Source organism: Umezawaea tangerina (assembly GCF_003002815.1).
Lineage (GTDB): Bacteria > Actinomycetota > Actinomycetes > Mycobacteriales > Pseudonocardiaceae > Umezawaea > Umezawaea tangerina.
In genome coordinates this window covers 284,613-304,089 of the sequence record NZ_PVTF01000005.1, presented here as the reverse complement: position 1 = coordinate 304,089, position 19,477 = coordinate 284,613, and the positions used below count along the sequence as shown (strand labels likewise).

Annotated in this window: 19 protein-coding genes; 8 read left to right on the top strand and 11 right to left on the bottom strand. The window is 70.1% G+C overall.

What is annotated here, in order from left to right; all coding sequences use genetic code 11:
- The first annotated feature begins 24 nt into the window (after positions 1–24).
- Positions 25–1,482 carry an FAD-dependent monooxygenase gene (locus CLV43_RS18910; RefSeq protein WP_170155899.1) on the top strand — a complete coding sequence of 486 codons (1,458 nt, stop codon included), beginning with the start codon at positions 25–27 and terminating at the stop codon, positions 1,480–1,482.
- A gap of 247 nt (positions 1,483–1,729) precedes the next feature.
- Here the strand turns inward: CLV43_RS18910 and CLV43_RS18905 are convergent, their stop codons facing one another.
- From CLV43_RS18905 to CLV43_RS18885, 5 genes are all read right to left on the bottom strand, one after another.
- Positions 1,730–2,884, bottom strand: a complete 1,155-nt coding sequence (locus CLV43_RS18905) for an ROK family transcriptional regulator (RefSeq protein WP_211304414.1) — start codon at positions 2,882–2,884, stop codon at positions 1,730–1,732.
- An 83-nt stretch (positions 2,885–2,967) separates the two neighbouring features.
- Complete coding sequence (locus CLV43_RS18900) at positions 2,968–4,467, bottom strand: glycoside hydrolase family 36 protein (protein ID WP_106188526.1); 1,500 nt, start codon at positions 4,465–4,467, stop codon at positions 2,968–2,970.
- 38 nt (positions 4,468–4,505) lie between these two features.
- The gene (locus CLV43_RS18895; protein WP_106188525.1) at positions 4,506–5,849 is read right to left on the bottom strand and encodes an ABC transporter substrate-binding protein; all 1,344 of its coding nucleotides are present in this window, start codon (positions 5,847–5,849) and stop codon (positions 4,506–4,508) included.
- Positions 5,850–5,877: 28 nt separating this feature from the next.
- Complete coding sequence (locus CLV43_RS18890) at positions 5,878–6,762, bottom strand: carbohydrate ABC transporter permease (protein ID WP_211304413.1); 885 nt, start codon at positions 6,760–6,762, stop codon at positions 5,878–5,880.
- 11 nt (positions 6,763–6,773) lie between these two features.
- Positions 6,774–7,673 carry a carbohydrate ABC transporter permease gene (locus tag CLV43_RS18885; protein ID WP_106188523.1) on the bottom strand — a complete coding sequence of 300 codons (900 nt, stop codon included), beginning with the start codon at positions 7,671–7,673 and terminating at the stop codon, positions 6,774–6,776.
- Positions 7,674–7,822: 149 nt separating this feature from the next.
- Here CLV43_RS18885 and CLV43_RS18880 point away from each other — a divergent pair, with 149 nt between their 5' ends.
- Together CLV43_RS18880 and CLV43_RS18875 are read left to right on the top strand one after the other, a co-directional pair.
- Positions 7,823–9,781 carry a DUF4832 domain-containing protein gene (locus CLV43_RS18880; RefSeq protein WP_106188522.1) on the top strand — a complete coding sequence of 653 codons (1,959 nt, stop codon included), beginning with the start codon at positions 7,823–7,825 and terminating at the stop codon, positions 9,779–9,781.
- A gap of 73 nt (positions 9,782–9,854) precedes the next feature.
- On the top strand, positions 9,855–11,066 hold the full coding sequence (locus tag CLV43_RS18875) for a Gfo/Idh/MocA family protein (RefSeq protein WP_106188521.1): 1,212 nt from the start codon (positions 9,855–9,857) through the stop codon (positions 11,064–11,066).
- An 8-nt stretch (positions 11,067–11,074) separates the two neighbouring features.
- Here the strand turns inward: CLV43_RS18875 and CLV43_RS18870 are convergent, their stop codons facing one another.
- Complete coding sequence (locus CLV43_RS18870) at positions 11,075–11,995, bottom strand: alpha/beta fold hydrolase (RefSeq protein WP_170155898.1); 921 nt, start codon at positions 11,993–11,995, stop codon at positions 11,075–11,077.
- A gap of 68 nt (positions 11,996–12,063) precedes the next feature.
- Here CLV43_RS18870 and CLV43_RS18865 point away from each other — a divergent pair, with 68 nt between their 5' ends.
- From CLV43_RS18865 to CLV43_RS18845, 5 genes are all read left to right on the top strand, one after another.
- Complete coding sequence (locus CLV43_RS18865) at positions 12,064–12,654, top strand: TetR/AcrR family transcriptional regulator (RefSeq protein WP_245886672.1); 591 nt, start codon at positions 12,064–12,066, stop codon at positions 12,652–12,654.
- A 134-nt stretch (positions 12,655–12,788) separates the two neighbouring features.
- A complete protein-coding gene (locus CLV43_RS18860; RefSeq protein WP_106188520.1) occupies positions 12,789–13,994 on the top strand; it encodes a serine hydrolase domain-containing protein in 1,206 nt (401 codons plus the stop codon).
- Between the two features lie 56 nt (positions 13,995–14,050).
- Positions 14,051–14,593 (top strand): CGNR zinc finger domain-containing protein, encoded by a 543-nt coding sequence (locus tag CLV43_RS18855; protein WP_245886669.1) that lies wholly within the window; start codon positions 14,051–14,053, stop codon positions 14,591–14,593.
- 60 nt (positions 14,594–14,653) lie between these two features.
- Complete coding sequence (locus tag CLV43_RS18850) at positions 14,654–15,265, top strand: RBBP9/YdeN family alpha/beta hydrolase (protein ID WP_106188519.1); 612 nt, start codon at positions 14,654–14,656, stop codon at positions 15,263–15,265.
- Between the two features lie 138 nt (positions 15,266–15,403).
- On the top strand, positions 15,404–16,450 hold the full coding sequence (locus tag CLV43_RS18845) for an aldo/keto reductase (protein WP_106188518.1): 1,047 nt from the start codon (positions 15,404–15,406) through the stop codon (positions 16,448–16,450).
- Positions 16,451–16,570: 120 nt separating this feature from the next.
- Here CLV43_RS18845 and CLV43_RS18840 read toward each other — a convergent pair whose 3' ends face one another.
- The 5 genes from CLV43_RS18840 to CLV43_RS18820 are packed head-to-tail and all read right to left on the bottom strand — an operon-like array spanning position 16,571 to position 19,174.
- A complete protein-coding gene (locus CLV43_RS18840) occupies positions 16,571–17,017 on the bottom strand; it encodes a hypothetical protein (RefSeq protein ID WP_106188517.1) in 447 nt (148 codons plus the stop codon).
- Positions 17,014–17,514 (bottom strand): hypothetical protein, encoded by a 501-nt coding sequence (locus tag CLV43_RS18835; protein ID WP_106188516.1) that lies wholly within the window; start codon positions 17,512–17,514, stop codon positions 17,014–17,016. The genes CLV43_RS18840 and CLV43_RS18835 overlap by 4 nt, the downstream gene beginning before the upstream one ends.
- Positions 17,507–18,007: a WXG100-like domain-containing protein gene (locus tag CLV43_RS18830; RefSeq protein WP_106188515.1), complete on the bottom strand. Its 501-nt coding sequence runs from the start codon at positions 18,005–18,007 to the stop codon at positions 17,507–17,509. Before CLV43_RS18830 ends, CLV43_RS18835 begins: the two co-directional genes overlap by 8 nt.
- Positions 18,004–18,318 carry a WXG100 family type VII secretion target gene (locus tag CLV43_RS18825; protein ID WP_146174802.1) on the bottom strand — a complete coding sequence of 105 codons (315 nt, stop codon included), beginning with the start codon at positions 18,316–18,318 and terminating at the stop codon, positions 18,004–18,006. Before CLV43_RS18825 ends, CLV43_RS18830 begins: the two co-directional genes overlap by 4 nt.
- Positions 18,319–18,343: 25 nt before the next feature.
- Positions 18,344–19,174, bottom strand: coding sequence for a hypothetical protein (locus CLV43_RS18820; RefSeq protein ID WP_106188513.1), 831 nt, complete (start codon positions 19,172–19,174; stop codon positions 18,344–18,346).
- Positions 19,175–19,477: the final 303 nt, after the last annotated feature.

Genomic DNA, 19,477 nt, shown 5'->3' with positions numbered 1-19,477 from the left:
AGTCGGTCGTGCCAGCGTCGGTGGATGATCAAAGAACGAACCGGCGCAGTAGTGGTCGGCGCGGGTCCGACCGGACTGACCCTTGCTCTTCAGCTGGCGCGCTCCTCCATTCCGGTGCGGATCGTCGACGCCGCCACCGAGTTCTTTCCCGGCTCCCGTGGCAAGGCGGTGCAGCCGCGCGTCATGGAGATCTTCGACGACCTGGGTGTCGCGGGGCGGGCGGTGACCTCGGGCCGGTTCCGGACTCCGCTGTACAAGCGGTTCGACGACGGCACGACGGCGATCCACGACCTGCTGGAGGCACCGCGGGAACCGAGCGCCGCCACCCCGTACACCAGGGCGTTGCTCATCCCGCAGAACCGCACCGAGCGGCTCCTGCGCGACCGGCTCGGCGAGTTCGGCGTGGTCGTCGAGCTAGGGGCCGGGCTGAGCGGCTTCCGCCAGGACCGGGACGGCGTCACGGCGGTCCTGGCCGACGGCCGCGAGATCGCCGCGCAATACCTGGTCGGCTGCGACGGTGCGTCGAGCGCGGTGCGCAAGAGGGCGGGGATCGGTTTCACCGGTACGACCGACAACAGCGCGCGGTGGATCGTCGCCGATGTCGAGATCGAAGGCCTCGACCGCGACTACTGGCACCAGTGGATCCACGGGCCGCACTCGATGCTGGCGCTGTGCCCGCTGCCCGGAACCCCGCTGTTCCAGATGCAGGTGCACGCGCCGGACGGGGTCCGCGAGCCGCTGACCCGCGAGGTCCTGCAGGGCATCGTCGACGACCTGGACAACGGCGAGAAAGTGCGTGTGAGGGCCGTGCGGTGGGGCTCGACATGGCGGTCCAACGTCCGCCTGGCCGAGCGCTACCGGGAGGGCCGGGTCTTCATCGCTGGTGACGCGGCGCACGTGCACACACCGGCAGGCGCGCAGGGCATGAACACGGGAATCCAGGACGCGTACAACCTCGGGTGGAAGCTGGCCCACGTGCTGGCCGGCGCGCCCGCCGAGCTGCTCGACACCTACGAGGAGGAGCGCCGCCCGGCGGCGGCCGCGGTACTCGGCCTGAGTGACCACCTGATCGGGCAGGGCATGTCCAGCGTCCTGCCGGTAGCGGGCCAGTCGGCCGTGGTGACCCAGCTGAGCGCCCATTACCGGGCAAGCAGCCTGAGCCTGCCTACCGATGGCACCCCAGGAGACAGGCTCGCGGCAGGCGACCGCGCCCCCGCCAACCTGGCCGACCACTTCCGGGGGACCCACGTCACCGCGGTGGCCTTCGGTCCCGTCAGTTCGAAGGTGGCGAACGCGCTGGCCGAGCGACTGCCCGACCGCGTCAAGGCGGTCTCCGTTCCCGTGGAGGAAGCCGAAGTCCGAACCGCCTACGCCGTGACCGAGGACGCGCTGTTCCTCATCCGCCCGGACGGCCACATCGGCGCGCGCTACACCGAGCCCGACGAGGCCCAGGCGGTGGAGTACCTGGGGCGGCTGATCTGAACCGCGCCCGGAAGCGGCTTGGTGACGTCCCTCGGTGCCCCGCGGTCGTCGATGACCATTCCGGTGACGTCGTCGGCCGCGCCCGGTCGGGGACCACCCGCCACCGTGGACCACAGGATCGCGCGGTTACATCGGGGGAGGGGGAACCCTGGTCGTCGAACTCGTGCTGACAGCTGGCTCCCGGTGCCCCCCCGGTTCACCGGGAGATCCACGCGATGCGCCGACCGCTTGGACCCCCTGGTGCTCGTCAGGAGAACTGGGGCGCGGTGGGTGCGGCGAGGCGGCTGCCGAGCAGGGTGGTGTCGACCTGGTCCAGGGCGAGTCGCAGTGCGCCGAGGGCGACGCTTTCGTCGCTGAGGGTGGAGGCGCGCAGTTCCGGGACGCGCAGGCAGTGCTTGGCGAGTTCGCGGCGCAGCGGGTCGAGGACGAGGTCGGCGGAGCGGGAGAAGCCGCCGCCGTAGACGACGATCTGCGGGTCGAGGGTGAGCACGAGGGCGGCGACGCCGACGGCCAGGTCGCGGATGTAGCGCTGGACGGCGGTCTTCGCGGCGCTGTCGCCCTCCCGCGCGGCCTGGAACACCCAGGCCGCGGCGTCGCCGGGTTTGGCGCCCGAGGGCACTCCGGGGCAGGCCGAGAGGTGCGCAGGCGCGTTGAGCCACCGGACGGCCTTGAGCGCTCCTATCTCGCCAGCCACGCCGCCGTGGCCACGGCGGAGGGTGCCGTCGATGATGAGGCCCGCGCCGGTGCGCAGGCCGGCGAGCAGGTACACGATGTCGTCGGCGTCCTGGGCGACGCCCTTCCAGCGTTCGGCGACCGCGGCGAGCTTGCAGTCGTTCTCGACCCGGATCGGGCAGGTGAACCGCGGTCGCAGGTGGGCGATGGGATCGGCTTCGCGCCACCCCGGCAAGGGGGTGGAGACGATGGTGCGCCCGTTCTCGTCGACCGGGCCGGTCACCCCGATGGTGACCGCCCAGATGTCGGCGGGCGCCATGCCCGCCTTGTGCAGCACGTCGTCGATGGTCTGGTCCACCGACGCGAGCCGGGCGTCGGGGCCAGCCTGCGGGTCGGCGGGTCGGCGCAGCGACTGGACCAGGTTGCCCTCCAGGTCGCAGAGCATGACGAGGATCTTGTGCACGCCGATGTCGATGCCGAGCACGTGCCCCGCGGTGGCGCGGAAGCGGTAGCGGCGGGCCGGTCGCCCGACCGTGCTGCTGGCCCCCGGTTCCTCGACCTCGGCCCAGCCGTCGGTCACCAGCTGCTGCACGAGCACGTCCGCCGCTGGTCGGGACAGGCCCGTCCGACCGGAGAGCTCGGTGACGGTCGACGGCGGGGTGCCGCGCAGGGCCCACAGGACGGACAGCTGGTTCATCTCGCGCATCCGAGACGGGTCCGTTCCGCTCATCGCCATGCTGTGCCCCTCTGGAAAGCGCGTAACCACCTCTAGATATTGCTACGTAGTTTACTAAGTCCGACCGCCCGCCGGGCTCAGGTGATCGGATACACCTGCTCCGTGTCCTGGTCGACCACCGGGGTGAAGTCGACCTCGCGCCCGTCGAGCGAGAACCGGTGGCGTCCCAGCTTGCGGATGACGGGGCGGTGCCGGAGGTAGCGGGTCATCGCCTCCAGCTCGTCGGGACGCAGCCAGCCGGGCGGATCCGAGACCGCGCGGAAGCCGCAGACGTCGGCCAGGTCGCGCAGCCACCCCTGCTGCCGGTCGGTGAGCAGGTTGAGGCGGCTGCGGAAGTACACGACGTCCGGGTCGACCTCGACCACGGGCGCGTGCCACAGGCGGTGCAGGGTGTTGACGACGGCGTTGCGGGCCAAGGCGTCGGAGGGGTCCTGGGTGGCGTAGTGGTCCCACATCGGGGCCACGTCCGGGCCGCTGCGCAGTCCGTCGACCAGACCGAGCGAGGGCAGCAGCGGCGCTCCGCTGCCGAGCAGGTAGGTCTCGTCCCCGGCCGCTTCGCGGATGACGCGCAGGCCGGTCCGGTACGCCGTCTCGCGGTCCACGTCGGCCGAGCGGGATCCGGGTGTGGTGCCCGCCTGGAGGAAGTCGAGCTTGAGGTAGCCGAACCCCCACTCGCGGGTCAGGCGGTGGACGGTCTCCCGCAGGTGGTCCTGTACCGAGGGCAGGGTGAGGTCGAGCGTCCAGTACCCGGTTCCCCAGTTGTGCCCCGCGACCACCGGTGCTCCGGCGGCGTCGCGCAGCAGGAGCTCCGGCCGCTCGTGCGCGGTGCGCGAGTCGGGGTGGACGATGAAGGGTGCGAGCCACAGACCGGGCCGCAGTCCCGCGTCGGCGATCCGGTCGGCCAGTGCCCGCATCCCGGAGGGGAACTTGCGGTTGGGATGCCAGTCACCGACCTGCTCCTGCCAGCCGTCGTCGATCTGGGCCACGTCGAAGGGCAGGCCCTTCAACGCGGTGATGTCCTCGGCGAGCTGGTCCTCGGTGATGTTCTCGTAGTAGGCGTACCAGCTGCACCACACGTTGCCCGCCCGTTTGGTGCCGCGCCCAAGGCGTGCGCCGAGGTGCTCCGCGTAGGCGGCGAAGACCTCGTCCTCGTCCCCGTGGGCGAGCAGCCAGGGAGCCGCGCCGGACTCGTACCAGCCGACGAGGGTGTCCTGGTCGGCGGCGAGCCGGGGCACGCCAAGGCCGAGGGCGCCGAGCAGCAGGACCCGCCCGTCGGGCCCGGCCAGCGCGGCCACGGCGGAGGAGTGGTGGCGTCCGGGGTCGTCCCACGTGGTGTCGTCGGCCGTGAGCCTGCGCCGCGCGTCGGCGATGCGCAGGGGGACGTCGGACAGGCGGCGCCACCCGCAGGGACTCCACGAGTTGTGCCCGTGCCGGTAGAAGGGCGCGTCGCCGAACCCGTGCAGGAGGGCGACTCGTCCAGGGGGCAGCAGCAGACCCCCGTCGACGGGCCGCGCGGCGCCGCCGCCGTCGAGCTCGGCGGCGAACGCGCGACCGCCGAGGGTGAGGATTTCGGCCATGGGTGTCCTCGCGTGAGATGGGGCAACGGGTTCACCGCCTACTTGAAGAGCGCGTTGACCTTGTTGTTCGCCTCCTTCAACGCGTTGCCGGTGTCGGCGCTGCCGAGGATCGCGGACTGGACGGCGTCCTGGACGATGGGGTTGATCTCGGTGCCGTGCTCGGTGATGGGCAGCAGGAAGGTGTTCTTCTCCGCGACGTCGGTGAACGCGTGCACGTCGCGGCCCTCGGCCTGGTGCGCGGCAACGACCTTCTTGGTGGCGCTGGTGATGGCGGGGAAGACCACGGCGCGCTGGGCGACGCGGTCCTGGCAGTCGGCCGAGGCCAGGAACGCGACCCACTTCCAGGCCTGCTCGGGGTGCGGGCTGCCGGTCCAGATGGCGTCGGACAGGCCGTTGATGGGGCTCCGGCGTCCCGCGGGACCGGTGGGCAGGGGGGTGAAGGCGAGCTTCTGCTTCACCCTCGGGTCGGTGAAGGTGAGGATGGTCCACGAGCCGGTGACCGTCATCGCGCCCTTGCCCGCGATGAGCAGCTCGGAGTTGGCGACGGTGGACTGCTGGTCGAAACGGGGCGCGTACCCCTTGTCGATGAGTCGCTTGAACCAGGTGATGGTCTCGGCGAGCTTGGGGTCGTCGTACTTGTAGTGGGTGCCCCAGGGGTTCTGGTCGAGGTAGGCGAACCCGTTGGCCGCGGCGAAGACGCCCCAGCCGTTCTGCCCGTTGGCGCCGTCGGCCCACTCGGGCAGGAACCCGTAGACCTGGACGCTGTTCTTGTCGAACGCGGGGTCGAGACCGTTGCGGCCCTTGTCGTCGACGGTCGCCTTGGCGACCACCTGCTCGAACGTGCCGCCGTCGACCGGGTTCCAGGTCAGGTCCTCCAGCTGCGCGGCGTCGACACCCTGCTTGCCGAGCATGTCGGTGTTGACCACCAGCGCCATGGTGTCCCAGTCCTTGGGCAGCCCGTAGCGCTTGCCGTCCTTGACCCACACCTCGCTGAGGCCCGGTTGGTAGGCCGTCAGGTCGAGCTGGTCGCGTTGCACGAAGGGCGCGATGTCGAGGAGCTGGTTCGTGGTGGCGAACTGCGGGTAGTACGAGCTCTGGTTGGTCCACACGTCGGGGGCGTCGCCCGAGGCGAGCTGGGTGGTGAGGTTCTGCCAGTACTGGGCCCACGCCGTCTGGGTGATCTTGACGGTGACGTCCGGGTTGGCGGCGTGGAACGCGTCGGCGCAGTCCTGGTAGGCGGGCAGCTGCTTGTCGTCCCACAGCCAGTAGTCCAGCGTCGTCGTGCCGTCGGCGCTGTTGTCGGAGCCTGCGCACGCGCCGAGGGGGCTGACGAGGGCCAGGCAGAGCAGGAGGGTGCCGGCGCGCCGGCGGGTGGATCGCATGGTGGTTCGCCTCTCGGATCGGGTCGGGTCACTTGATGCCGGTGAAGTTGAGGGACTCGACCAGGCGGCGGCCGAGGAAGACCAGCAGCACGAGCACGGGCAGCACGGTCAGGGTCGACCCGGCCATCAGCCCGGTCCAGTCGGGCTGGGCGTTGGGGGACTGCTGCTGGAAGATGCCGAGCGCGACGGTCAGCACCCTGGTCTCCTCGGCGCGGCCGGTCAGCAGCGGCCACAGGAAGTCCTTCCAGGCCCACACCCCGGTGGTCAGCCCGATGGTGAGCAGCGGGCCGCGGCTCATCGGCAGCACGACGCGCCAGAACATGCCCCAGCCGCCCACACCGTCCAACGTGGCCGCTTCCTCGATCTCCTGGGGGATCGACAGGAAGAACTGGCGCAGGAAGAACACCGCGAACGGGGTCATGAGCACGCTCGGGGCGACCATGCCCGCGAAGGTGTTCAGCCAGCCGAGGTTCTTCACCAGCACGAAGTTCGGCAGCAGGGTGAAGATCGGCGGCACCATGAGCGCGGCGACCAGCACGCCGAAGACGAGGTCCCGGCCGGGGAAGCGGAGCCGTGCGAAGGCGTAGCCCGCCATCGCGCAGAACAACGTCTGCAGGACGGTGATCAGTCCGCAGTAGACGAAGGAGTTGAGCAGGTAGCGCAGGAAGTCGACCTTGGCCCCGGAACCGCCCGCCACCCGTGCCTCCTGCTGGCTCGTCAGTCCGAGCACGCGGAGGAAATTGATCATCGTGGGGTGCTCGGGCAGCAGGCTCGTGGAGTCGGAGTACACGTCGGCCGCGGGGGTCAGCGCGGTGCGCACCATCCAGTAGAACGGGAAGATCGTCGCCGCCACGGCCACGACCACCACCGCCCAGGCGGCGATCCGACCCAGCGGGATCCGGGTGCGCGTCACGGCTGCCCTCCTCATGCCAGGTCCGATCGGGAGGCGCGCAGGAGCCGCATCTGCACGGCGGTCAGCGCCCCGAGCACCACGGCGAGCACCACGGCGATGGCGGAGGCGTAGCCCATGCGGAAGTTCGTGAACGCCTGTTCGTAGATGTAGAAGTAGATGACCCTGGTGGCGCCGACCGGTCCGCCCTTGGTGGTCACGGCGATGGTGTCGAAGATCTGGAACGAGCCGATCAGGGAGACCACCAGCACCAGGGCCAGGATCGGACGCAGCAGCGGGAGGGTGATGCGGGTGAACATCCGCCACTCGCCCGCGCCGTCCAGCGCGGCGCTCTCGTAGAGGTACCGGGGGATCTGCAGCATGCCCGCGTACAGCAGCAGGGCGGTGTAGCCCGCGTAGGCCCAGGTGTTGATGCCCGCGACGGTGGGCATCGCCCACGACGGCGAGGTGAGGAAACCGGTGGGGCGCATGCCCAACGCGCCCAGGACGTGGTTGACGAAGCCGAGGTTGGCGTCGAGCATCCACATCCACAGCAGGCCCACGGTGACGTTGGGCACCAGCCACGGCACCAGCAGCATCGCGCGCACCACCACCGACTGGGTCAGCCGGTGCATCAACGTGGCCAGGGCGAGGGCCAGCACGGTCTGCGAGACGATGTTCAGCACGACGTAGTAGCCGGTGACCTCGAGCGCGTTCCAGAACTTGTCGTCCCCGACGAGGTCGCGGTAGTTCTCCGCGCCGACGAGGTTCGGCGCGCTCAACATGCCGTAGTCGGTGAGCGAGTAGTAGATCCCCAGACCGGTCGGGTACAGGTAGAACAGCCCGAAGCCGACCAGCGCCGGGGCCAGGAACAGCCACGCCACCGTGCGGTCGTCGCGTCGCCGCGGCCTTGCAGGAGCCTTGCTGGCGCCCATGAACAGGCCTCCGCATCAGGACCTCCGTGCCGCACCTCTTGCCAGTGGGGCACCGTTGCTACATATTGATGAGGAATAGTGGAACTTTGTCAATCCTGAAGCGTAACTATTTCGAGCAGGCACCTTCCTCACCCCACGGAGGTCGCGCCATGTCCTCAGCCACCGCCGGACGCAGGAGGCTGCTGGCCGCACTGTGCGCCGCGGCCGTCGCGCTGCTGCCCCTGGCGCAGCCCGGACCCGTCCACGCCGCGGACGTGTCCGCACAGGGCGTTCCGGACCGCCCGGCACCCGGCCCGGCCCCGGATCCAAGCCTGCCCGCCCACGCCCTCGCCACCGCCGACGCCCCGCTGGACAACCCGCTCAAGGGGTTCGCCCGCTTCTACCAACCGGGCATCGACCCGAACGCCGGCTACCCGCTCTCCCTGACCTGGGCCTACTTCGCCCTGTCCGAGGTCATGCCGAACCCGACCACGTGCGCGAGCTACGACTGGAGCGTCGTGGACAGCGCGCTCGACGCCATCGCGGCGTCCGGCAACCACGCGGCGATCCGCTTCTACCTGGAGTACCCCGGCGGCACCGGCAGCCATCCCGCCAACGGCATCCCCCCGTGCTTCACCGGGCACGTCGCCATGCGGCACAACGCCTACTGGGACGTCACCAGCCCCGACTACGACAACCCCTACCTGATGGGCGGGCTCAAGGACTTCATCGCCGCCTTCGGCGCGCGCTACGACGGCGACCCCCGGCTCGGCTACATCCACCTGGGCCTCATCGGCCTGTGGGGCGAGTGGCACACCTGGCCCTACGACACCGACACCTCGGGCGACACCTACCCGAACTACATGCCCACCGACGCCCACGCCGCCGAGATCGTCAACGCCTTCCACCGCGCCTTCACCCGCACCAGGCTCGAACTGCGCTACGCGGACCTGGCGGGCGGTGCGGCCGACGGCCTGTCGTCCATCGGCTACCACGACGACTCCTTCTGCTACCGCGAAGCGGGCCAGGGGGTGACGCTGCCGATGTCCATGGGCGGCGCTTCCTGGGCCCAGCTGCAGAAGGCCCTGGAACACGGCGTGGAGAACCGGTGGACCACGGCCTCGATGGGCGGTGAGGTCCGCCCCGAGATCCAGGCCACCGCGTTCGCCAACTGGCCGGGTGGCTCCGGCGCCGTGGACGACATGAAGGCGTGCATCGAGCTCGAGCACACCACGTGGAAGATCAACGAACGCAGCCTGGACTACTCCGCGGGCGACCCCAACGTGGCCGCCGCCGTGCGGTTGATGGGCTACAACCTCACCGTCCGCGACGCCTACTTCCACGACACCGCGCAGGGCACCACCAAGGTGGGCGTGCGGATCGACAACACCGGCGTCGCCCCGTTCTACTACCCCTGGACCGTCAGCCTCGGCCTGAAGGACCCGGCGGGCACCGTCGTCAGGACGTGGGACACCTCCTGGGACCTCCGGCAGGTGATGCCCACCCGCATCCGCGCCTTCCCCGACTGGCAGGTCGGCGCCGACCCCACCTACCGGGACTTCGGCCATCCCCGGTACTTCGACGCCCCGGTGGACCTGTCCGGCCTGGACACCGGCGACTACCGGCTCGTCCTGAAGGTCAAGAACCCCCTGGAAGCGGTCAACCCCAACGCCAAGAAGCTGCGCTTCGCCAACGCGGGCCAGCACGCCGACGGATGGCTCGACCTCGGCGGGCTGGCCGTCGGCGCGGGCGCTCCGGGCTACGAGGCCGAAGCCCCCGGCAACACCCTGGCGGGAGGCGCGGTCGTCGCCGCGTGCGGCGGGTGCTCCGGCGGCGCCAAGGTCGGCTACCTCGGCAACGGCGGCACCCTCGCGTTCACCGGCGTCGACGGTGGCACCGGTGGCACGCGCACCGTGACGCTGCACTACGCCACGCAGGAAGCCCGCACCGCCGGCGTCCAGGCCAACGGTTCGACGTCCAGGACCGTCCAGTTCGCGCCCACCGCCGACTGGGTCACGACGAGGACCACCACCGTGGCGCTACCCCTGCGCGCCGGACGGGGGAACACCATCACCATCGCGAACCCCTCCGGTTGGGCACCGGACATCGACAAGATCACCGTGAGCTGAATCCGGGCGGCCCGGCGCACCCGGCTCCGGGCCGCTCCCCACACACCACCAGCGTCGCGCGGAAGGCTTCCCCATGACCACCAACACCCACCGCGACATCCGGCTCGGTGTCCTCGGCTTCGGGCTCCGCGGTTCGATCGCCCGCACCGCCCACCGCCCCGGCGCGGGCAGCCGGGTCGTCGCACTCGCCGAGCACGACACGGCCGCGAGGGCGGCGGCGGTCGAGGCCTTCCCGGACGCGCTGGTCGTGGCGGACCACAGGGACGTGGTCGAGTCCCCGGACGTGGACGCGGTGGTGGTCCTCACCCCCGACCACACCCACGCCGACCTCGCGTGCCAGGCCCTCAGGGCGGGCAAGCCCGTCTTCGTCGAGAAGCCCCTGGACATCTCGATCGAGCGGTGCGACGAACTGCTGCGCACCGCCCACGAGACGGGCACCCGCCTCTACGTCGGGCACAACATGCGGCACATGCCGGTGGTCCGCCTGATGCGCGACGTCATCACGCGCGGGGAGATCGGCGAGGTCAAGACGGTGTGGGTGCGGCACTTCGTCGGCTACGGCGGCGACTGGTACTTCAAGGACTGGCACGCCGAACGCCGTTACACCGGCGGACTCCTGCTGCAGAAGGCCAGCCACGACCTCGACGTCCTGCACTGGCTCGCGAACGGCTACACCCGGCAGGTGCAGGCCTTCGGCGACCTGGTGGTCTACGGGGACAACCCGCACCGGCGCGCCCCCGGCGAGCCCAAGCACGCCGACTGGCACGACGTGGACGGCAACTGGCCGCCGCACACCCAGCGCGGGCTGAACCCGGTCATCGACGTCGAGGACGTGTCGCTGGTGAACCTGCGCCTGGACAACGGAGTGCTGGCCGCCTACCAGCAGTGCCACTTCACCCCGGACTACTGGCGCAACTACACCGTCATCGGCGACGAGGGCCGCCTGGAGAACTTCGGCGACGGACCCGGTGCGGTGGTGAAGGTCTGGAACTCCCGTCGCTCCACCTACCGGGCCGAGGCCGACGCCGAGTACGCCGTACCGGACGCCGAGGACGACGACGAACACGGTGGCGCCGACCCGCTCCTCGTCGACGAGTTCCTGAGGTTCGTGCGCGAGGGCGGCACCACCGACACCTCACCCGTCGCCGCGCGCATGGCCGTCGCGGCGGGGGTGCGGGCCACCGAGTCCCTCCGCGCCGGAGGCATCCCTTGCGAGGTACCGGGTCTGGACCCGGAACTGGTCTCCTACTTCGAGAACGGGCAGGTTCCTCCGGCGCGGTCGTAGCGCCGGTGTCAGCCGTTCAGCACGACTGCCGCCGGTTTGGTGGCGAGGAAGTCCTCGAGTGCTTCGGTGAACCGCGCGGGCTGCTCCTCGGCCGCGTAGTGGCCGCAGTCGTCGATGACCACCTCGGTGACGTCGTCGGCGGCCAGTCGCATCGTCTCGGCGACCATCGCGCCGCTGTACCGCGCGCCGCCGATGGCGAGCACCGGCAGCGTGAGCCGGGTCTTCCGGCGCTGTTCGTTCTGCGCGATCGTGTCGTCCAGCGCCCGGTAGTACGAGAAGCTCGCCCGCAGGCCACGGGGATCCGCGACGATCGCGTCGACGTACACGTCGACGGCGTGCTCGGGGATGGTGGTCGGGGTGGCGGCCTTGGTGGCGAACTGGTAGCCGAAGAAGAGCCGTTCCCGTCCGCGGACCAGCTCCTCGTTGAGGTCGGGGAGCCGGTTGAAGGCGAAGTGCCAGAACCGCTGGGTGACCGGGGCCGGGCTGAAGAACGGCGGGGCCGGGGTGAGGCCGGGGATGATCGCGTCGACGACGGCGAGCCTGCCCACCCGTTCGGGGTGGTCGGCGGCGAGGGCGTACCCGGTCCACATGCCGATGTCGTGGCCGACCACGTCGAACCGGTCGTGTCCGAGCGCGGACATCAGGGCGACCAGGTCGGCGGCCAGGGTGCCCGCGTCGTAACCGCCGTCGGGCTTGTCGGAGAGGCCCGCTCCGCGGGAGTCGACGGCGACGACGGTGTGCTCGCGGGCGAGCGCGGGCATCATTTCCCGCCAGGCGTACCAGGTCTGCGGCCAGCCGCTGATCAGCAGCAGCGGCGGGCCGTCGCCGCCGGTGACCGCGTGCAGCCGCAGCCCGTCCACCTCCACGAGCCTGCTGGTGAAGACGTCGGTGAAGCCGTCGGGCAGTCGAAGTGAGCTCAAGGGTGTCATGCCGACGACCATACCCATGTTGGAACGATCGGTACAAGATGTGGCGCGAGATGTGTAGGCTGGCGAACATGGCGGGTCGCAAGCAGTTCGACGTGGACGAGGCGCTGCGGCGTGCGATGCACGTGTTCTGGCGCTGGGGGTATTCGGAGGCCTCGATCGACCGCCTGACCGAGGGCACGGGCCTGGGCAGGGGCTCGCTCTACAGCACCTTCGGCGACAAGAGCGCGCTCTTCCGTAAGAGCCTCCAGCGCTACGCGCAGACCTACCACCCGCTCTACGACCAGGCGCTGTCCGGCCCCCACCCGAACCCGAGCGCCGTGGTGGCCGCCTTCCTGCGGGTCACCATGAACCGCATCGCCGACCCGACGGTCCCGGACGGCTGCCTGCTCACGATGTCGGCGGCGCAGTTCCCCGCCCTCGACGACGAGGGGCGGGTGGTGGTCCGCGCCACGATGGACGTTCTGCGCGAGAGGGTGGAGCAGGCGTTGCTGGCGGCGGGGGCCGGTGAGCAGGAGGCGGCGGAGCTGGCGTTGTGCACGCTGGCCACGAACAAGTCCCTGGCGGTGCTCAGCCGCTCCGGCTTCTCCAGCGACGACTTGGCCATCGTCGCCGCGGCAGCCGTCCGCAACGCGGGCGCAAGCACGTCCGAGGTTCGATAGCGGCTCGACCGGTCGTTCCGGTGCTCGGCATAGGGGTGGGTGAGCCCCACCGCGGTTCGGGGGCCGACAGGATCGAGTCGGCACGGCGTTCCTTCGTAGGGTCATCGACCAGATGATCTTCAAGGAGGAATGGCGTGGAGAAGACGATTTCCGGTCGCGGCGCGGGCAGGACGGCCTTGGTCGGCGCCGCTGTGGTCGGCGCCCTGGTCGTGGTCAGCGCGTGCACGTCGGCGAACGCGGGGCAGAACGGGGCCGGTGCAGCGGTATCCGGCATCGTGGTGTCCGGTGAGGACGGGCTGCGGACCGCCGTCGACGACCTGCGCGACCTCGGCATCACCGGGGTGCAGGGTCTCATCAAGGCCGGGGGTCGCACGGACACGGCGCGTTCCGGCGTGGCGGACACCGCCACCGGGGCGCCGGTCCCCGAGAACGGCTACTTCCGGATGGGCAGCAACACCAAGACGTACGTGGCGGTGACCCTGCTGCAGCTGGTCGGCGAGAACCGGGTGTCGCTCGACGATCCGGTGGAGCGCTGGCTGCCCGGTGTGGTGTCCGGCAACGGTTACGAGGGAACCAGGATCACCGTGCGGGACCTGCTCCAGCACACCAGCGGCATCGCGGAGTACCTCGAGGACATCCCGATGGTGCAGTCCGAGGAGGGCTTCCGCGCGCACCGCCTCGACCACTACGACGCGACGGAGCTGGTGGCGATCGCGATGGGGCGCCCGCCCCTGTTCGCCCCCGGAACGTCGTGGCACTACTCGAACACCAACTACGTCCTCGCCGGAATGGTCATCAACAAGGTCACCGGGAACTCGTGGGAGCAGGAGGTCCGGACCCGGATCCTGGAACCGCTGGGCCTGCGCCAGACCTACGCACCGGGCGACGACCCGACGATTCGCGACCCGCATGCCCTGGGGTACAAGCAGTTCGTCCCGGACGGCCCCCTGGTGGAGACGACCGAGCTCAACGCGACGGGCGGCGACGCGGCGGGCGCGCTGGTGAGCACCCCGACCGATCTGGCGACCTTCTGGAAGGCGCTGCAGAGCGGCAAGCTGCTCGCGCCGGAGCAGATGGCGCAGATGCACCAGACCGTCGCCGCCCCGGACGTCGCCGCCTTGCTCCCCGGTGCGCGGTACGGCCTGGGAATCGTGCGGGTCGACACCGCGTGCGGCGTGTACTGGACCCACCCCGGCGATCTGCCGGGGTGGAGCACCCTCAACGGGGTCAGCCCCGACGGCGAACGGGTCGTCGTGCTGTCCCTGGCCTCCCAGGCCGTCGACCCGACGTCGACGTACCAGCGCGCCCACAGGCTGGTGGAGGACACGTTGTGCTCCTGACCTGCTTCGGTGCTGATTCTGCTTCGGGCTTGTTTACCGGTTAGTGTGCCGGTAGCGTGACCGTCACCCCGACGACGGAGAAAGTCCTGATGCCGCAAGACGAAGACCTGCTGCTGGCCGTGCTCAACAGCGCGCCGGTCGTCGACGGCGTCCGAACCGAACAGCTCGTGGGCGAGGCGGGGAAGGAGCTCGCCACGCGGTACGGCGGCACCGGAACCCCTGGCGAGCTCGCTCATCTCCGGAGTGTGCGCGAGGCTTTGCAGGATCTCATCCGAGGTCGCGCCGACGCGACGGGTGAGCTCAACTCGTTGCTGGAGAAGACAGTCCTCGTTCCGGAGGCGACCCCGACCGGACTGGACTGGGAGCTCGTCGCGCCACCGCATCGGCGTCTGGCGGTCCGGGTCGTGATGGCGTGGTCCCTGGTGGAAGAGGAGATGCCCGGCCGTCTGCGCGCGTGTGCGAACACGCGGTGCAACCTCTTCCTCATCGATCGCAGTCGTCCGGGGACCGCCAAGTGGTGCTCGATGGCCGTGTGCGGGAACCGCATGAAAGCGCGGGTGCACGCGAGCCGCAAGCGGGAGTCCGGACCGTCGTCGTAGCTGCCTGTGGTGGGCAGCGCGGGCTTTTTCCCAGTCGAACCATGCGAGAAAGAAACGTGGATGACCGACATCTCCCTTCCGAAGCCGCCTGTTCGCCGCTTCCTGCTCCTGCACGGCCTGGACAACCACCGTCCGAAGGAGCACTGGATGTGGTGGTTGGCCGAGTCGCTTCGCCGACGTGGCGAGCAGGTGCTGTACCCGCAGTTCCCCGCGCCCGACCGGCCGTCTCTGGGCACCTGGACCGAGCTCCTGCGCGCCGAGCTGGCGCAGCTCGGTGACCGGGAACGGGTTGTGGTGGCGCATTCGCTCGGCACGGCGCTGTGGTTGCGGGCAGCGCAGAACCTGCCGGACGAGCTGCGGGTGGATCGGGTGCTGCTCGTCTCGCCCTTGGGGGAGCAGGCTTTCTGCGCGGAGAACCGCAACGAGGAGTTCGCCGTTCCGGACGTCGATCCGGAGCGGGTGGCCGCCGCGTCGGACAAGCCGCTGCGCGCGGTCATCTCGACGACCGACCCGTACGCACCCGTCGACGCGGCCACGTGGGCGAAGGAGCTCGGCGTCGGCGTCGACTTCCTGCCCGGTGCCGGGCACATCACGCCTGGGGACGGCTACGGCCCCTGGCCCGGCGTCCTCGACTGGTGCCTTGACGAAAGCCGGACCGGCTTCGGCTCGTAAAATGAAAGATCACTCTTCGTTCTGTGCTCATGTGGGCGTGGAGATGGTCTGAGTCACCCGCTTATAGAGAGTGAGCGCTCGCTTTATTTGCTACTGTTGGAGCCCGGCCTTGCCACACCGGACTCCAGGAGGAGCCGCATGCGCTACCAGACCTTCGGGCGTCTGACCGGACTGCGCGTGTCGCAGTACGTGCTCGGGACGGCGAACTTCAGCACGTCGGACACCGGCGCGGGCCCGGAGGCCTCACGGCGGATCTTCGAGGCTTTCGTCGCCGCGGGCGGCACCACGTTCGACACGTCCAACGTCTACCAGGACGGGCAGGCCGAGACCGCGCTCGGCGGCCTGCTCGGGCGTCGGCGCGACGACTTCGTGGTCATCACCAAGTACAGCGGGACGAGGCAAGCCGAGCCCAGGCCCGGTACGACCGGCAACAGCCGCAAGATCATGGTCCGCTCCCTCGAAGCGAGCCTGCGCCGCCTGGACACCGACCACGTCGACGTCCTCATGCCGCACTTCCCCGACGGCGTCACGCCGATCGAGGAGATCCTGGCCGGGTTCGACGACCTGATCCGCGCGGGCAAGATCCTGCACGGCGGCCTGTCCAACTTCCCCGCTTGGCGGGTCGCCGGTGCCGCGGTCCACGCCGACCTGCGCGGGCTCGCCCCGGTGGTCGGCATCCAGACGGAGTACAGCCTGGCCGAACGGTCCGCCGAGCGGGAGCTGTTGCCGATGGCGCAGGCCCACGGCCTGGGGGTGGTCCTGTACTCACCGCTGGCGGGTGGGCTGCTCACCGGGAAGTACCGGCAGGGTGAACGAGGACGGCTGACCGCCAAGGGCGACGCGATCGAGGGCACCGGGCAGCGCACCGCCGTCGTCGACGCCGTGCTCGCGATCGCCGAGGAGCTCGGCACCAGCCCGGTCCAGGTCTCCCTGGCCTGGCTGCGCCGCCGGGCCGCGCAGGCCTCCACGGCCCTGATCCCGATCGTCGGCCCCCGCACCCCGGCCCAGCTGGAGGAGTACCTGCGGTCACTCCACCTGGAACTCGACGATCAGCACTACCGGCACCTGGACGAGGTCAGCGCGGTCCGGCTGGGAACCCCGCACGAGGACGTCACCGCCGCGCTGGGCCACGGCATCGACGGCGACCGCACCCTGCTCGACCCCCTGCTTGTGCCCGCCACCTGAGCGGGTGGCTTCGTTGCGGTGAGCAGGGGATCGGGGCCGGTGCGGCCGGCCCCGGTTCTCCGCCTGTTCCACGGGTTCGACACCGGCTGGATCGGACGCCGGTCGAGCGCGCGGCGTCGTTCAGACCGGCTCGACGAGAGCGGAGATCTTGGCGACCCGGCCGTTCGGGGCGAACTCGAAGTGCAGGTAGCGCCCGTTGACCTCGTACCGGTCGAACCCCGCGCCCGCGCGCTCCGGGGTGCCGAGGAACGCCGTGACCTGGGAGCGGTCCGCGGTGGCGGACAGACCGTCCACGAGCGACTCGGGACGCGGGTAGACGTCGAAGGTGTCGTCGTCGGCGTCGGGCTGCGTGCGCACCAGCACCGACACCAGGACGTCGTCCTCGAACAGCAGTTCCGTTCCCGCTGGCTTGAACAGGTAGTACACGGAACGCTCGCCCTCGGTGTCGAACTCCACCGTCTCCATGCGGGGACCCACGAGCACGATCGCGTTCAGGATCTTGCTGTTGTCCTTGCGGTTCCCCAGGGCGTCCAAGAACACGGCTACCTCGCCGCTCACTGTGGTCATATTCCCTTTTTCTTGTTCAGCCTTCGCATCTCGTCGAGGGCGGCGTCCACATCCGCCGGTGAGTGCCCGTCGGCGATGAGGTTCTTGCGGGTGGTAGCGTAGTCGCGCTTCGCCGCCGCGCTGAGGTCGGCCGCGTCGGAGTCGATCTGGCTCTTGGTGTTCTTCCCCCGGTAGGTGTCGCTCTTGGCGTGGACCTTACTCGGGATCTCGATCGCGGTCCCCTGGCGGTGGATCTCCGCCAGCTCCTTCGAGGTGAGCTTGCGGCCGAGCCTCTTCTCCTCGGCTTTCTTGAGGGCGGCCGAGGACGGGATGTGGTCGTGCTCGAGCTTGTCGCCGACCTTCTCGCGCTTCTTGAGGTCGCCGTACTTGCCGACGTCGAGCACCTTGACGTTGGACCCGGCCGGGCGTCGGCTCTTGCGCAGGCTCTTGCCGATGGGGGTGAAGATCCCGGCACCGGAGGTGGTCTTGCCCGCCCTGGGCGGCCTGCGCCTAGGCACTGAGCACCTGGTTGATGGCGAAGTCGAGCGCCTGGTCGAGCAGGAGGGAGACGATCTCCTTGAAGATCGGGATCTCCAGCAGCGAGGCGCCGAACGTCGGGATCGCGGTGGCGATGGCCTGGGCGATCTGCACGGCGAGCATGACCAGCTGCACGACCACCGTGACCTTGAGCGCGATGACGACACCCGCGCAGACGTAGAGGCCGGCACCGACCAGCGAGGAGGCGGTGGCCCCGTCGTCGAGGTTCTGCTTCGGTGCCTCGCCGTCGGTCCAGAACGACTTGAACTTCTCCACGGCCTCGCCGGTGTTCGCGTTCAGCACCTGCATGGCCTGGGCGTCGGCCTCGGCGGCGATCGGGCCGAGGCGTTCGGAGAAGCCCGACCACAGGCCGCCGAGGTCGAAGAGCTTGCCCTCGTCGCTCGTGGGCCAGTTGAAGCCGAGTGTGTTGAGCAGCCCGGACAGCTCAGGCGGCAGCATCATTCCGGTGGTCATGACAGTTCCCCCTGCAGTTCCCGGAACATGTCGCTGTTGGCGGTGTCGACGGTCGAGTAGTCGTCGGCCATGCCCTGGAGGTTCTGGCCGATCTCGCTCAGGCCCTCGGCGTTGTCGGCGAAGGAGTCGAACGCGGCCTCCGACACGATCTGGTAGATCATGCCCAACGCCGACCCGAGGTCGTCGCCGCCGAACGCGTCGGCCAGCGCGTCGACCTGGCTCCGGAACGACTCGACCTCCTTGCCCAGCGCCTCGCCCATTCCCAGCAGCTGATCGGCGGAACCGCTGATCACCTGGGTGTTGATGCTCATCCCGTTGGCCATGGTGCTGCCCCCCCTAGTCGATGTTGCGCATGATCGAGGTCATGCTGGTCGTGTAGGCGCGCAGGTGCTGCATGCTCTGCTCGCCGACTTTCCCGGCGCGGTCGCTGATCTGGCGCAAAGCCTCGACGTCCAGCCCCGCCCGTGGAGCGGCGGCGGCCTCCTGCTCCCACTCGTCGAGCGCGGCGTTGACCGCCTCGAGCACCGCGTACCCCAGTTCGGCGGGGGAGAGCTGCACGGCGAAGGGGGTGACCTCGATCGTGGTCAGCTCGCCGTCGGTGATGGTGGCGAAGACCTCTTCGGTCTCGTCACGACCTTCGCCGACGCTGGGCGGCAACGGGGCCGCCGCCAGCGAGTTCCGCGCGGAGTTCACCACGTCCAGCGCGTCCTGGAACAGGTAGTCGACGTACTGGGGCGAGGTGTCGCCGCGCATCCCGGTCCTGCCCGCCAGCTTCGCCATCGACGCGTCCAGCGCGGCCTGGATCCCGCGCAGCGCCTGCTCACCCTGCCGGGCGAACTCCCCCAACTGCTCGCCCAGCGCGTTGAGGTCGGGACCGGGGTCCACCGCGGCCGGGGTGTCGATCAGCGACTGCGCCAGCGCGGCGTTGACGGCCTCCCGCAACAGTTCCGAGACGGTGGCGGGGTGCTGCCCGCACACGCCGGGGTCGACCGCGACCGAGAAGATCCGCCGGTCCCGCACCACCACCCGGACCGCACCGTCACCGGCCGTGCCGACCGAGTCCTCCAACTCGTACTGCACCGGTGGTGGGGCACCGCCTGCCCGGACGTGGGCCAGCCACCTGCGTTGCTCGCCGAGTGGGCCCTCGAAGTCGTCGTCCCGCTCCACCCTGCCCCTTAACGCCGCACTCCGATGATCACAGAACGTGCGACGCTAGCGAGCCTCCGCACCCGGTGTCCACCGAACCGGGTGATTGCGCGCCGAAATAGGGGTGGTCCGCTCGTGCCGCCGAGGACGGCCGAACCACCGTGTGGATCTTCCGCCCTGCACGGCGACCTCGTCAAGCGCTTGTGGTCACAGGGAAACGCGTCCTCGATGTCCGATGATCCGCTGGCGGTTGGTGAGGAACCAATTGGGACGCAAGCGGAACCGGCTCGACGGGCGGTTCCGGGCTGATCGCCGGGAAACGCG

Bases quoted from the DNA above. Each gene is read 5' to 3' on its own strand.
- CLV43_RS18880 (WP_106188522.1), top strand. From the start codon at position 7,823: ATGTCCTCAGCCACCGCCGGACGCAGGAGGCTGCTGGCCGCACTGTGC.
- CLV43_RS18830 (WP_106188515.1), bottom strand. From the start codon at position 18,007: ATGACCACCGGAATGATGCTGCCGCCTGAGCTGTCCGGGCTGCTCAAC.
- CLV43_RS18885 (WP_106188523.1), bottom strand. From the start codon at position 7,673: ATGGGCGCCAGCAAGGCTCCTGCAAGGCCGCGGCGACGCGACGACCGC.
- CLV43_RS18895 (WP_106188525.1), bottom strand. From the start codon at position 5,849: ATGCGATCCACCCGCCGGCGCGCCGGCACCCTCCTGCTCTGCCTGGCC.
- CLV43_RS18870 (WP_170155898.1), bottom strand. From the start codon at position 11,995: ATGACACCCTTGAGCTCACTTCGACTGCCCGACGGCTTCACCGACGTC.
- CLV43_RS18905 (WP_211304414.1), bottom strand. From the start codon at position 2,884: ATGAGCGGAACGGACCCGTCTCGGATGCGCGAGATGAACCAGCTGTCC.
- CLV43_RS18910 (WP_170155899.1), top strand. From the start codon at position 25: ATGATCAAAGAACGAACCGGCGCAGTAGTGGTCGGCGCGGGTCCGACC.
- CLV43_RS18865 (WP_245886672.1), top strand. From the start codon at position 12,064: ATGGCGGGTCGCAAGCAGTTCGACGTGGACGAGGCGCTGCGGCGTGCG.
- CLV43_RS18900 (WP_106188526.1), bottom strand. From the start codon at position 4,467: ATGGCCGAAATCCTCACCCTCGGCGGTCGCGCGTTCGCCGCCGAGCTC.
- CLV43_RS18845 (WP_106188518.1), top strand. From the start codon at position 15,404: ATGCGCTACCAGACCTTCGGGCGTCTGACCGGACTGCGCGTGTCGCAG.
- CLV43_RS18840 (WP_106188517.1), bottom strand. From the start codon at position 17,017: ATGACCACAGTGAGCGGCGAGGTAGCCGTGTTCTTGGACGCCCTGGGG.
- CLV43_RS18875 (WP_106188521.1), top strand. From the start codon at position 9,855: ATGACCACCAACACCCACCGCGACATCCGGCTCGGTGTCCTCGGCTTC.
- CLV43_RS18850 (WP_106188519.1), top strand. From the start codon at position 14,654: ATGACCGACATCTCCCTTCCGAAGCCGCCTGTTCGCCGCTTCCTGCTC.
- CLV43_RS18825 (WP_146174802.1), bottom strand. From the start codon at position 18,318: ATGAGCATCAACACCCAGGTGATCAGCGGTTCCGCCGATCAGCTGCTG.